The organism is Paludibacterium yongneupense DSM 18731 (assembly GCF_000422925.1).
Classification (GTDB): Bacteria; Pseudomonadota; Gammaproteobacteria; order Burkholderiales; family Chromobacteriaceae; genus Paludibacterium; species Paludibacterium yongneupense.
Genome location: NZ_AUGZ01000004.1, coordinates 433,206 through 445,549, shown reverse-complemented (window position 1 = coordinate 445,549; position 12,344 = coordinate 433,206). Strand labels below are relative to the sequence as shown.

14 protein-coding genes are annotated in these 12,344 nt (G+C 61.1%); 1 reads left to right on the top strand and 13 read right to left on the bottom strand.

Translation table 11 applies throughout. The features are described from left to right. From citG to G520_RS0102180, 9 genes are all read right to left on the bottom strand, one after another. Positions 1-893: triphosphoribosyl-dephospho-CoA synthase CitG (gene citG / locus G520_RS21180; protein ID WP_051228844.1), on the bottom strand; the 893-nt coding region annotated here is incomplete at its 3' end. Then, positions 862-1,404, bottom strand: coding sequence for a citrate lyase holo-[acyl-carrier protein] synthase (gene citX / locus G520_RS0102215; protein WP_028534242.1), 543 nt, complete (start codon positions 1,402-1,404; stop codon positions 862-864). The genes citX and citG, both read right to left, overlap by 32 nt. Then, complete coding sequence (citF, locus tag G520_RS0102210; RefSeq protein ID WP_028534241.1) at positions 1,401-2,918, bottom strand: citrate lyase subunit alpha; 1,518 nt, start codon at positions 2,916-2,918, stop codon at positions 1,401-1,403. Before citF ends, citX begins: the two co-directional genes overlap by 4 nt. Positions 2,919-2,934: 16 nt before the next feature. Further along, positions 2,935-3,807 (bottom strand): citrate (pro-3S)-lyase subunit beta, encoded by an 873-nt coding sequence (gene citE, locus G520_RS0102205; RefSeq protein WP_028534240.1) that lies wholly within the window; start codon positions 3,805-3,807, stop codon positions 2,935-2,937. Beyond that, entirely contained in the window at positions 3,804-4,100 is a 297-nt protein-coding gene (citD, locus tag G520_RS0102200; protein WP_028534239.1) for a citrate lyase acyl carrier protein, read from the bottom strand. The genes citE and citD overlap by 4 nt, the downstream gene beginning before the upstream one ends. A gap of 55 nt (positions 4,101-4,155) precedes the next feature. Then, a complete protein-coding gene (gene citC / locus G520_RS0102195; protein WP_028534238.1) occupies positions 4,156-5,208 on the bottom strand; it encodes a [citrate (pro-3S)-lyase] ligase in 1,053 nt (350 codons plus the stop codon). 65 nt (positions 5,209-5,273) lie between these two features. Beyond that, a complete protein-coding gene (locus G520_RS0102190) occupies positions 5,274-6,125 on the bottom strand; it encodes a fumarylacetoacetate hydrolase family protein (RefSeq protein WP_028534237.1) in 852 nt (283 codons plus the stop codon). A 97-nt stretch (positions 6,126-6,222) separates the two neighbouring features. Continuing rightward, positions 6,223-7,689 carry an SLC13 family permease gene (locus G520_RS0102185; RefSeq protein ID WP_036665007.1) on the bottom strand — a complete coding sequence of 489 codons (1,467 nt, stop codon included), beginning with the start codon at positions 7,687-7,689 and terminating at the stop codon, positions 6,223-6,225. Positions 7,690-7,833: 144 nt separating this feature from the next. After that, positions 7,834-8,988 (bottom strand): 2-methylaconitate cis-trans isomerase PrpF family protein, encoded by a 1,155-nt coding sequence (locus G520_RS0102180; protein ID WP_028534235.1) that lies wholly within the window; start codon positions 8,986-8,988, stop codon positions 7,834-7,836. 329 nt (positions 8,989-9,317) lie between these two features. On the opposite strand from G520_RS0102180, the gene G520_RS0102175 reads away from it, so the two are divergent. After that, entirely contained in the window at positions 9,318-10,202 is an 885-nt protein-coding gene (locus G520_RS0102175) for a LysR family transcriptional regulator (protein WP_028534234.1), read from the top strand. Between the two features lie 704 nt (positions 10,203-10,906). Here G520_RS0102175 and G520_RS25635 read toward each other — a convergent pair. From G520_RS25635 to G520_RS0102160, 4 genes are read right to left on the bottom strand one after another with little or no spacing between them, the layout of a single operon-like run. After that, positions 10,907-11,035, bottom strand: coding sequence for a hypothetical protein (locus tag G520_RS25635; RefSeq protein WP_281424705.1), 129 nt, complete (start codon positions 11,033-11,035; stop codon positions 10,907-10,909). Next, complete coding sequence (locus tag G520_RS0102170) at positions 11,025-11,429, bottom strand: hypothetical protein (protein ID WP_028534233.1); 405 nt, start codon at positions 11,427-11,429, stop codon at positions 11,025-11,027. The genes G520_RS25635 and G520_RS0102170 overlap by 11 nt, the downstream gene beginning before the upstream one ends. Beyond that, positions 11,426-11,746, bottom strand: coding sequence for a hypothetical protein (locus G520_RS0102165; RefSeq protein ID WP_028534232.1), 321 nt, complete (start codon positions 11,744-11,746; stop codon positions 11,426-11,428). The genes G520_RS0102170 and G520_RS0102165 overlap by 4 nt, the downstream gene beginning before the upstream one ends. Then, a complete protein-coding gene (locus G520_RS0102160) occupies positions 11,730-12,293 on the bottom strand; it encodes a hypothetical protein (RefSeq protein ID WP_028534231.1) in 564 nt (187 codons plus the stop codon). The genes G520_RS0102165 and G520_RS0102160 overlap by 17 nt, the downstream gene beginning before the upstream one ends. Positions 12,294-12,344 lie beyond the last annotated feature (51 nt).

Genomic DNA, 12,344 nt, shown 5'->3' with positions numbered 1-12,344 from the left:
GGGAAACGCGCGAGAAAGCAGGTGACGGACAGCAGGTCGGCGCTGCCGCCCGGGCTCAGATTGCGTTCGATCAGCGCGTCGTCCAGGGCCGCCAGCCGGTCGCGCCCCTCGGCGTGAAGCCCCCCGCCGTCCCGCAACAGCGCGCGGGCTGCCTCCCGCACGTAGTCCAGACCCGCCGGCCCGCCGCGCGACACCAGATTGGTATCGGCATTGCCCGCCATCAAATGGAGCAAGGCCTGCAACAGCGACGTTTCGTCGTCGTAGCCGGCCTCCAGCAGCCGCAGATAGACCGGCAGGGCCAACTGCCGTGCCGTGGCATAGCCCGAGGCCGCTTCCCCGCGCGCGCCGGTCAGGCCGTAGCGTCGGAACAAGTGCTCGCCCGCCGTGTGCGCTTCGCGTTGGCTGTTCAATTCCGCCTGCACCAGATCGCGGCAGATATCCGCCACTTCGGCGCAGACGCCGCCGCGCGTGAGCGCACCGCCCCGTCCCAGCAGCCGCCCCGCCGCCGTGCACAGCAGCCCCAGCGCGAAGATGCCGCCCTTGTGCGTGTTCACGCCGCCGGTCGCCGCATACATCGCCTGTTCGCTGGCCAGCCCGATCGGGCGGATTTGCGGCAGAACGTCGCGCGCCGCCAGGCGCGCGTGCGCCACGCCCGCGCTCGCGAAACGGACGAAATCCGGTCCTATCGCCTGCGCGCTGGCCAGAAAGCTTTCCAGATCCATGTCCCGGTGTGCGCCGCTGTTGCGGCGGTCGACCAGACCCGGTTTCGGCGTCAGGTTGACCTCGCGCTCCAGCGCTTCGCGCGCCCAGAAGCCGAGGCGCTCGGCCGCCGCCCGGTGGGCGGGGTCGAGCGGCGGGGTCTCAACGAGCGGTCGCTCGGCGATCGAATGCATCGATCCGTTCCTCGATCGCGGCCAGCAGGCTCGGCAAGGTATGCCGCTGCGAGCGCGCGCACGCATGGGCCGCTTCCCCGCACAGCAGGCACGGCCGCGCCGGCATGCCCAGCGACTGGCGCGATACCGGTCCGCCGGCGCCGATCACGTCCAGATCCCACAAGCGGCCCAGAGCGTGCCGGTTTTCCAGCTCGACCAGTGCCGCCTTCAGGTGCGCCGCCTCGGCGTTGACCACGTACAACGCCTCCGGCCCGGTCGGCAGCCAATACACCTCGCGCTCGACGATAGGACGGCTTTCGCGGCTCAGGCAGGCATCCAGCGCCTTCAGGGCTTCGCGCATCACATGCCGTTGCTGCAAGCCGTCCTTGACCGGGCCCGGACTGACCAGGGTCAGCGAAACCAGCGGCAGCGAATAGCGCTCGCGTGCCGCCGCATGGCGTGCGGCGCGCGCATCGCGCGCCGCCAGCAGCTGCGTCAGCTCGACGCTGCGCGGGTGGGCGGGGGCGTTCATTCTCTCACCTGCCGGACCACGTCGATCACGCTGCCGTCGCGGTAGCGGATCACGCCGACGATGCGCTCGGTAAATTCGATCGCCTGCGGCTCGCCGGTCAGACCCACCGCGCGCTGGTACAGCGCCTCGATACTCATCACCGGCAGGCCGGCCGCGCGCAGGCGTTCGGCCACCTCGGGGCGGCCCGGGTTGACCGCGATGCCATGGTCGGTGACCAGGACGTCGATCGATTCGCCCGGCGTCACGACGGTCGTGACATGGCGCACCACGGTCGGGATGCGGCTGCGGATCAGCGGCGCCACCACAATGGTCAGGTTGGCGGCGGTGGCCACGTCGCAGTGGCCGCCCGAGGCGCCGCGCATCACGCCATCGGAACCGGTGATCACGTTGACGTTGAAGTCGGTGTCGATTTCCAGCGCACTCAGAATCACCACATCGACCAGGTCGCAGTAGGTGCCTTTGGACGACGGATTCGCGTACTCGTTGGTCGAGACTTCCAGGTGCCGCGGCGACTCGGCCAGCGATTGCGCGGCCACGTTGTCGAAGGACTGGGTGTCGACCAGGGTTTCGATCAGCCCCTTCTTGTGCAGATCGACGATGCTGCCGGTGATGCCGCCGAGCGCGTAGCTGGCGGTGATGCCCTGGCGCACCATGCGGTCTTCGAGGAAGCGCGTGGCCGCGGTCGAGGCCGCGCCGGAACCGGTCTGCAGCGAGAAACCGGTCTTGAAATAACCCGAGTGCTCGATCACGTCGGCGGCAAAGCGCGCGATCATCAACTCGCGCGGATTGCTGGTGACGCGGGCGGCACCGACGCTGATGCGCGACGGGTCGCCGACTTCGTCCACCTTGACGATGTAATCGACGCGGTCTTGCGAGATGCTCACCGGCACATTGGGGAAACCGACGATTTCATCGGTCAGCAGCACCACCTGGCGCGCGAACTGGGCATCGACCTTCGCATAGCCGAGCGAGCCGCAGCGCGACTTGCCATGCGAGCCGTTGGCGTTGCCGAAGACGTCGCAGCACGGGACGCCGAGGAAGGCGACATCGATCTTGATCTCGCCGCTCTGCAGCAGATGGACGCGTCCGCCGTGCGAATGAATCTGCACCGGCTTTTCCATCAGCCCGTGCGAAATCGCGTCGGCCAGCTTGCCGCGCATGCCCGAGGTGTAGATCTGGGTGATCACGCCGTTCTTGATGTGTTCGATCAGGGGCGCGTTGCACGACAGCAGCGAGCTCGACGCCAGCGTCAGGTTTTTGAAACCCATGCGCGCAAGCGTGTCGACGACGCGGTTGATCACCAGATCGCCTTCGCGGAAATGGTGATGGAAGGAGATGGTCATGCCATCTTGCAGGCCGGTGCGTTCGATCGCTTCTTCGATCGAGCCCAGCAGCTTGCGTTCGCGTTTTTGAACCGGGTCGGCCAGGTAGGGCGTGGCGGCGTTGGCGCCGGCGAACGGGCGCAAGGCGGCCAGTTGCGGCTGTTGACCCGACAGTTGTTCGATACTGTTCATTGTTATCTGTCTCCTGTTATTTGCGCGTGCCCGACGCCTGCGCCCGTTGCAGGGTGCGTTGCGCCTGGTTGACGATGGGGGCGTCGATCATCTTGCCGTTGAGGGCGATCACGCCCAGCCCGTCGCGTTCCGCCGCTTCGGCCGCCGCGATCACCCGCCGCGCGTAATCGACGTCTTCGTCGGTCGGAGCGTAGGCGTTGTGCAGGAGTTCGATCTGGCGCGGGTTGATCAGCGACTTGCCGGTATAGCCAAGGCGGCGGATCAGATCGACTTCCTTGAGGAAACCTTCTTCGTCGTTGACGTCGGAGTAGACCACGTCAAAAGCATCGATGCCGGCCGCGCGCGCCGCGTGCAGCACCGCACAGCGGGCATAGAACAATTCGGTGCCGTCGCCGCGTTCGGTCTGCATGTCGACGCAGTAGTCGAAGCCGGCCAGCGCGATCCCGATCATGCGCTTGGACGAGGTGGCGATCGCGTAGGCGTTGACCACGCCGATGGCCGATTCGATCGCCGCCATCAAGCGGGTGCTGCCGACTTCGCGTCCGCATTCCCGTTCAATGCGTTCGACCTGGGTCTCCAGTTCGTGCACATCTTCCGGCTTGTCGGTCTTGGGCAGGCGGACCACGTCGACACCGGCGCGGACCACGGCTTCCAGATCCTTGAGCCCGTAGGGCGTGTTGAGCGGGTTGATGCGCACGACGGTTTCGATTTCGCGATAGACCGGGTTTTGCAGCGCGTGGAAGACCAGCAGACGGGCGGAGTCCTTCTCGCGCAGCGAGACCGCGTCTTCCAGGTCGAACATGATCGAGTCCGGCTTGTAGACGAAAGCGGTGGACAGCATGGCGGCATTGGCGCCCGGCAGGAACAGCATGCTGCGGCGTAGTTTCATGACAGGTGCTCCCAGTTCAGGTCCGTGCAGGCGGCGCCGCGCAGAACGGCGGTCTGGACGCGGGCGCGGATGGCGCAGTCGAGCGCGCCCTTGTCTTCGATGATGATGCTGCCGGCGGTCACGCCCAGCCGCTGCAGCGTCTCATCGACCACGCGGCGGATTTGCTGGCCGAACTGCTTGATGACTTCGCTGCTCAGTATGATTTCCAGGGTATCGTCATGGCTCGGCGCGACCTTGACCAGCAAATCGCTGGATTCAAGGGTGCCGGCGATGGCCTCTTTGATGATTTTCATGGTGTGTCCATGTCCTGTTAAATGAATCGGAAAACGGGCGTGCCTGTCGGCGCGCTCAGCCGTAAATGCCGGGACGGCGCGTCGTATCGGGCGCGTAGTCGCTGATCAGTAGTTGCAGTGTGGTGGCGGGCACCAGCGGCTTGATGGCGTCGAAATTACCGCTCGCCAACAGTCGCCGCACTTCCGACGCCGAAATCGGCGTGCCGTCCTGTGCGGTGCGTTGCACCTCGACCACGGTGATCGCCGGAGCCGGCGAGGGGGCCCGCTGCAGCCAGTGCTTCATGTCTTCGTTGTATTTCTTGGTCACCGGGCAGAACGGCTCGGTGCCGACGAAACGGTGGGTGATGCCGAGCGCCGGGGCCAGGTACTCGCGGAACAGCAGCAGATCGATCGCCGTGTGGCAGCTGTCGATGATGCCTTTTTCCTTGAGGAAGTAGCCGGGGAAGGTGGCGCGCGAAATCATGTACTCCGACCCGTGGTGCACGGTCAGATTGGCAATGCCGGCCAGCCCCTGCGATACCAGCTTGAAGCGGTCGGAGTAGGGAAAAAACGAGGCATCTTCGCTGACGACGAAGACATGCAGCCAGTCGCAGGCCGCCGCCGCCTGCTGAGCCAGATAACGGTGGCCCAGGGTGAAGGGGTTCGCGTTGATCACGATGCAGCCGGTCTTGTCCGACGGCTCGCGCCGCATGCGCAGCCGGTCGCAGTAGCGATCGATGGCGACCGGACTGTTCTCCATCAACACGATGTAGTCCGGCACTTCGACCAGGGGATAGAAACCGCAGCCGCGGAAGAAGGGGACGTTGCACGGCTTGGCGTAGAGAAACAGATGAAAATGGTCGCGCTCGGCCGCCTGCTGCACGATCTCGCTGACCAGCTGCAGGCTCAGCGACTCGCCGCGGAAATCTTCGCAGATGGCCACGCACTTGATGATGTTGGTCGACAGTCCGGCGCAGGCGATCAGGCGCCGGCCCGCACGCGCGACCACGAACACATCGATATTGCCGTCCATTTCCAAGTGACATGCCGCGAGAAACTGCCGGATTTCGGCAGCTTCATCCGGGGCCTGGGCGGGTATCACGGTATAAAAATCAAATTCGCCAGACATGGCTCGTCACCATTTATGCGGCGCCTGCACCGCGCCCGGCGTGATTACCGGGCGCGGTGCGGGTATCAGGCCGCGTATTCCTCGCATAACACCGTATTTTGCAGTCGGCCGATCTTCTGGATCTCGACTTCGACCACATCGCCGTCCTTGAGGAACAGCGGGGGGACACGCTTTTTACCGACCCCGCCGGGCGAACCGGTGATGATGACATCGCCGGGTGCGAGTTCGGTAAACGTGGTGATGTACTCGATCAGCTCCGGCACGGTATGGATCATGTTGCCGGTGTGATCGTCCTGCACCATCATGCCGTTGAGGAAGGTGCGGATGGTCAGCGTCTGCGGATCGGCGATCTCGTCGGTGGTCACCATCCACGGTCCGAAGGCCCCGGTCTGGCGCCAGTTCTTGCCGGCGGTGAACCAGGTGTGCTGCCAGTCGCGCACCGACCCATCCATATAGCAGCTGTAGCCGGCGACGTGTTCGAGCGCCTTCTCGCGTTTGACGCGGAAGCCTGCCTTGCCGATCACGACCGCCAGTTCGCCTTCGTAGTCGAACTCCTCGGTCTGCTCGGGCTTGAGCACCGGGCAGGCGTGGCCGGTCTGCGAATCGGGAAAGCGCACGAACATGGTCGGTGCCGAGTTGGTTTCCTCGAATTCCTTGCGCTTGGCGGCATAATTCATGCCGACGCACAGGATCTTGCCCGGCGTTTCGACGATGGGCAGAAAGCGAACCTCGGCCAGCGCATGATCCACCGCGCAGTCCTGGAAGGCGCGGGCTTCGTCCAGCGCATCGGCGGCGAGCAGCGCCTTGATGTCGACAAACCTGTCGCCCAGGCGACGTCCGAGATCGACGATCCCGGCATCGTGATAAATGCCGAAGCTTTTAATGCCGTCTTTTCCTACAAAACTGGTGAGTTTCATGATTTATTCGCCTCTGAACAAAGGTAATGGCGGACACACCGAAGGAGTGTCCCGCGACGGGGACAGCCCTTCGGACATCAGATTGGGAGAAGGAAGGTCAGACCAGACCGACCCAGTGCCAGTAGGTTTTGACGAACAACAAGAACAGCGCGATCCCCAGGACAGTGAGCGGGATACCGACCTTGAACATGTCTTTCAGTTCAAAAGTCCCAGTGGCATATGCCATCATGGCTGCAGGCGTATTGACCGGCAGGATGAACGAGTAGTAGACGCAGAAGGACGTCACCATCGTCAATCCCCCGATCGGCAGGCCCGGAATGTGAAAGCTGGAGAACAAGCCGAGCAGCGTGGGAATCACCAGGGCGGCCATCGCCACATCGCTGGCAAACGCCATCCGCATCACAACCAGCGGCACCGCCATCGCGGCGACCATGCCGAACGGAGACATATGCTCGAGCCCCAGGCCGCCTAGCGTCGTCTTGGCCACCCAGGCCGCCGCGCCAGTCTTGAACAGAACTTCGCCGATAGAGATGCCGACGCCGAACAGGATCAGGGTTCCCCATTCCACTTTGCTCGACAATTGCTTCCAGGTGGCAACCCCGATATACGGCATGAACAGCAGCAGGACGGCGAATACGGTGACGGTGTTGGCATCGATGTGATGCAGATTCTCGGTACACCACAGCACGATCGTCAGCGAAAAGATCCAGGCAATTTTTTTCTCATCGACCGACATCGGTCCCATCTCGTGGACCAGCTGCTCGACCAGCTGCTTGCCGCCTTTCAATGGCTCGAATTTGTTTAGGCCGACCACCAGCAGGAAAAACAGAATGCCGAGACAGATAGCGAACGGACCGAACCAGATAAACCACTGCATCCAGGTAATATTGATACCGAGTGCGGTATTGAGCTGAGAAACGGTAAACGGGTTGGGCGCACCGCCGGTCAGAACGAAGATCGCCGTAATATGCGACATGATGCCGGTCACCACCATCAGCTGGCGGGCAAAAGCACTCTTGTAGTCGATATTGAGCGCTTTGATCAGTCCCATCGAAATCGGAACGACCGCGGCAGCACGAGCGGCAATGGATGGAATGATGAATGCCAGCAAGTAATTGGCGATGACAATGCCGCCGATAATCGCGCACGGCTTGGTCCCGACCACACGCAGTATGCGCAAGGCGATGCGTCGGTCAAGTCCGACGCTACGCACGGCTTCGGCCAGGAACAGACCGGCGGCGACCAGCACCCAACCCGAATTGATAAAACCGGACATGGCCATGGGAATGGCTTTGGCCGTACCCAGCAGATGCCCCTCATGCCCGGGCGCCGTACCCAGGCACATGATCATCAGAAACGTGATGGCAATGGCGCTCACAGGATATGGCATGGCCTCGCTCACCCAGACGTAGACGGCAAAAGCCAGTACACCCAAGATGCGTTGCGCCGATACCGGCAACCCCACCACAGGCGGGAGCAGAAAGACCATGGCCATGATGGCGATGGCAATCATGAGATGAGTGGGCTTGTATGACAGTGCCAACCCTTTTTCAGCTGCGGACATAGTGCCTCTCCAATCACCCCTCCCCGTCGCGGAGGACGGAGGGGGGCTTATCTGTAATCTAGTTAACGATGCGTTCTGTGTTATTGCGCCCTCTCATGGGGGGGCGTGATTTTTATTCGCCAGGCGCTCTGCGCCGGGAGACGATCAAGACAGAAATACCTTGCGCGGAACGTAGACAAATCCCTCCATGATCGGTTGTGCCGTACGGCTGATACCGGCGTTCACCAGTTTCCAGGACGTGGTGGACAACTGCTCGAGCTCGATATTCACTTCGAGCACCCCGGAAGGATGGCCAATTCGCACCTGACTCTGCCGACGGGCCTGCGGCGACAACATATCGTTTACCACCGTCCCAGGAATCAGCGCCGCCGTTCCCAGGCAAATGCCTCCGGTGACCGCGTAAGCCTTGTGCAACTTGCCTAGTGCCAAGGAACGGGCGACCACGTCGACCTCGCTGGCGCTCACGGTTTCCCCATCGACGGTGACGTAGGACTGCGGCCGTGACACAAAGGCCACTTTGGGCACAGCCGGGCCACAACTCTCGCGACTGGCTGCCAACCCCATCACGACGGCGGCGCTGCGTCGCAGATCATCCATCGTTTCGATGATCGTCGGATCAGCCTGGAAGTCCTGTGCCGTCTCCGCCCCGCTCAGCCCGAGATCGCTTGCCGCGACAAAAACGCAGGGATTGGCCGCATCGACCAGGCTGACGCGCAGCGTTCTGCCATCTTGCAGTGTCACGTTATCGACCACGTTCCCGGAAGGAAGCAACTTGCCAGTCTTGGCACCACCGGAATTGACAAAGTTGAGCGGGATTTCCGAACCGGAACCCGGAACACCCGAGATGGAAAAATCCCCCTCGGTCACGACTTCGCCATCCTTCACCGCGATCTGGGCCTCAATGATCTTCTTGGTATTGGTATTGAAAATCCGCACAGTCGTAGTCGGTTCGGTAACACTGACCAGCCCCGAATAAATGGCAAAGGGTCCAACGCCAGCCGACATATTGCCGCAGTTGCCCTCGTAGTCCACATGCGGCGCACCGATTCCGACATAGCCGAATGTGTAATCGACATCGGCATCCTGCCGACTGGAACGCTGCACCAGCGCAACTTTACTGGTCAGGGGATCTGCACCGCCTATCCCGTTAATTTGCCGTGAATCCGGGCTTCCATATATTGAAAGAATGACATTATCTCTGGCTTTAGGATCATCAGGAAGATCATCCAGCATAAGATACGCCCCCTTGCTGGTACCACCACGCATGATCAGCGCTGGTATCTTGACAAAATCGCCCACTTTCAATCCTTTCCAACAATTACAGCCAGGCACCAGTCAATTTGGCGCAACCGACAGTTAAATGGCCTGTAGAAAAATAAAAAAGGGGTGCGTAGGCATACGCTTGCCATGAGACTTTGCCTATATAGCCCTTGTATGAGCGGCATTCTCATAGAAGCCGAGCAATAGGTAAAATATTATTTTTTTATTATTTGCGATAAGAAATTTTTATTGATGGCGGCGTTTTCGGCTATCGCTCCCAGAGCAGAAAACCGGAGGATATGACAAGTTACCTATTGATTTTCAAGGAAGAATCAAGGCATAGTGCGAACAGAAGACAGGAGAGCATTGTGGACGAGAAGGACTGGCAAGCCATCATCATGGTGGCAGAAGAAAAAAACATAACCAAGGCGGCGGCAAGGCTCTATGTCTCTCAGCCCGCACTGACTTACCGGCTGAGAAATATTGAAAATGAATTCGGCGCAAAACTCATGTCGCGCAGCACGAGTGGCATTGCCTTAACCCCGCAAGGCGAGTACCTGCACAATTGCGCAAAAGAAATGTTATTGCAATTGCGTAACATGAAAAACAAAATACGCGATATGGATGACGAAGTGGGAGGGTCGTTATATATAGGAACATCCGCCGTCTATGCGCATTATGAGCTACCCGATATTTTGAAGGGATTTCTGGAAAAATACCCGGACGTCGATGTATCGCTAAAAACAGGGCTAAGCAATAAAATAATCACACTGCTGTACAAAAAGGAGATATCGCTGGCCATCGTGCGTGGCGAGCATCATTGGGAAGACAGAAAATTTCTACTGAATGAAGAACCGATATGCCTGACCTCGCACCGGGAGTTACGGCTCGAGGATCTCCCCTCTACACCGCAGATCAGCTACGGCACCGATTCATCCCTGCAGAAACTAACCGACGAGTGGTGGCGTGAAACATTCAACGAACCGCGAAATGTCACCATGGAAGTCGACTCTATGGATACCGCACGCCAGATGGTACTTTGCGGTCTCGGCTGGGCGATACTGCCAGCCATCGGCCTGCGCCGGCACGACGCCCTGCAGACACAGCCACTGATCTGGAAAGACGGCACCCCCTTGACCCGGAAGACCTGGCTGCTGTGCTCCAGCCCATTCTACGACCTCCGCACCGTGCAGGCCTTCATCGGCTACGTAAAGGAATGCAGCCGGGAGAAGTGGATGGCAAACCACTTCTGACCGACATCTACAGCCAGCAGACGAACGAAACCGGCCTGCAGAACCCGCAGGGGCCGAAGCCATGCGGGTTTCACGCACTTTTTCGAGAAAAGCCAGCCAGGTGTCGCAAGCACCGTTGACGCGGGCTTTTTCCATCTATGCGGCCCCGTCACGGTCCCCTCCTTCTACCGCGTTGTAATGACCCAGCACTTGCTGCACAGGTCAGGCTGCTAATTCGTACATCTTGGCCGGCACTTTCATCCCCACGGCCTGATGGGGACGCCGGTGGTTATAAAACCCGATCCAATCTGCAATGACGCGGGATGGCACCAGCTGTCTTTGCCCGCCCAGATACGGCACAGATCGGTGGCCCAACGTTCGTTGGGTCGTTGTGCTATCGAAGGGAGTGCCTGGACGCGAGGGCGAAAGCCCACCGGGCGCTTCTTCACCTGCCAACCCTTGAGCTGGAAGATGCATTGCTAGGACCTGAACAGGAATTCAGCGGGTCATTACAAACGCAAAACGGCGCAGTCCGAAGACCGCGCCGTCATTGGCTAATTCCGGAGAAGAGAGGGGGATTCGAACCCACTGAGCCAGAAATCTACCGTATGCCAACCGTTGGGGCTGCTACAGGCAGCCCTGTTTTTTTGCGGTTGATATACGGTTGATTCCTGCCATCTGTGCCGGATTTTGTGCCGGCACGTTCCTCCCCGCGCGCGCCGCAGTCACGGCGCCCTCTGCCCCCTCACCCACTCCTGCAGGTCGGTCAGCCGGTCGGAGGTCACCTTGCACGACTCGTAATTCGACGTCACCACCGGCAGCGCCGCGCGCGCCGCCACAGGCTTACCGATCACCGCCAGCTTGGGCGCCGGTATCATGTCCCGCGCCGGAGGCGTCGGAAACCCTGCCGACTGCAGCGTCGTCATGGAGCCGCACCCACTCAGCATCCAGCACGCACTCGCCAGCAGCGCTGCTGCCATCCTTTTGTTCCACATATCGAATCACCTGGTCATGGATCGTCCGATAGACGATCTGGGTTTGCTGTTCGCGCGCCGCGCCGCTGGCGTCAACCCTGGCCGTAACCGCAGCCTGATGCTGAACCAAGGTCGTTCGGGCCGCCGCCTGCCCAGCCACCGCCTTGCTATCCACTGCCTCGGCACGCCACCCGCGCACGACCCACCCGGCCGCGAAGGACAGGGCGAGCAGCACAGCGGCCGCGGCCGGTTTCACCCAGGCCGGAATGATCATTGCGCGGGGACCTCCGTGTTCGCAGCCGGTACTGCAGCGGCCGCGTCATTGATGCCTTGGGCGACCTCCTCCGCTGCAGCCGTGCCGACGGTAGACGCGATTTGCGCCACGGGCATGGCCGCATCGACAGTTACCGGCAATGCACTATCGGTTCGCTGGTAGGCCGTGGCGGCGTGGAAGATGCCAAGGCTGGCCAGCACGGATTCGAGCGCATAGACGAACTGTTCAGCCGGTGCCTTGCCGAGCAAAACCAGAACAAACCAAACCGCCATGATTACGACGGCGGACAAGAACTTCGCATCAAGCCGCTTTTGCATGGGCTACCTCGTCGGGTGTGAATACGAACCCGGCCACGCGCGGGAACGCTTGGAAAATCCACTCGGGGAACGACATCTCGTGGATGCCGTGATCGCGGTGGCGGTGGAACTTGCTGTGCAGGACAAGCATGTTTTCCATACTGTCGACAAAGGTTTCAGGCTGGGCCGGGTCGAATGCGCGCCAATCGAAACCGCGGGCCTCGGCCAGCTTGCAGAGCATCCAGACAAGCGAATGCTCGGCGGCGAACGTTTCGTCAGTCGGCTGATCGGTTTCCAGATCCAGCACCGGCAAAACCTTCAGTTCACCCAGGGCGATCGCCTTGACCTTGACCCAGTCCACGGCGCCGGAGAAGGCCCATTCACAGAACAGGTGGTGATACTCCGTACCGTCGGTGCGGCCGGAGATGGCGCACGGCAGCTTGGCGGCATGGCCGGCCTTCTTGGTCGCGATGAAGCTGCGCGACTCGGCGCGCGGCGGGTGATCGGGGTAAAAGACATCCTCGGTCAGTTGATCGCGATGCTCGTGCTCATGATCAGGCGCGTTCATGCGTCCTCCAAATGCAAACACCCGCCGTAGCGGGTATGTTTTGCACATAAT

Coding starts and splice junctions, on each gene's coding strand:
- citX (WP_028534242.1), bottom strand. CDS start 1,404: ATGAACGCCCCCGCCCACCCGCGCAGCGTCGAGCTGACGCAGCTGCTG.
- citF (WP_028534241.1), bottom strand. CDS start 2,918: ATGAACAGTATCGAACAACTGTCGGGTCAACAGCCGCAACTGGCCGCC.
- citE (WP_028534240.1), bottom strand. CDS start 3,807: ATGAAACTACGCCGCAGCATGCTGTTCCTGCCGGGCGCCAATGCCGCC.
- citD (WP_028534239.1), bottom strand. CDS start 4,100: ATGAAAATCATCAAAGAGGCCATCGCCGGCACCCTTGAATCCAGCGAT.
- citC (WP_028534238.1), bottom strand. CDS start 5,208: ATGTCTGGCGAATTTGATTTTTATACCGTGATACCCGCCCAGGCCCCG.
- G520_RS0102190 (WP_028534237.1), bottom strand. CDS start 6,125: ATGAAACTCACCAGTTTTGTAGGAAAAGACGGCATTAAAAGCTTCGGC.
- G520_RS0102185 (WP_036665007.1), bottom strand. CDS start 7,689: ATGTCCGCAGCTGAAAAAGGGTTGGCACTGTCATACAAGCCCACTCAT.
- G520_RS0102170 (WP_028534233.1), bottom strand. CDS start 11,429: ATGATCATTCCGGCCTGGGTGAAACCGGCCGCGGCCGCTGTGCTGCTC.
- G520_RS0102165 (WP_028534232.1), bottom strand. CDS start 11,746: ATGCAAAAGCGGCTTGATGCGAAGTTCTTGTCCGCCGTCGTAATCATG.
- G520_RS0102160 (WP_028534231.1), bottom strand. CDS start 12,293: ATGAACGCGCCTGATCATGAGCACGAGCATCGCGATCAACTGACCGAG.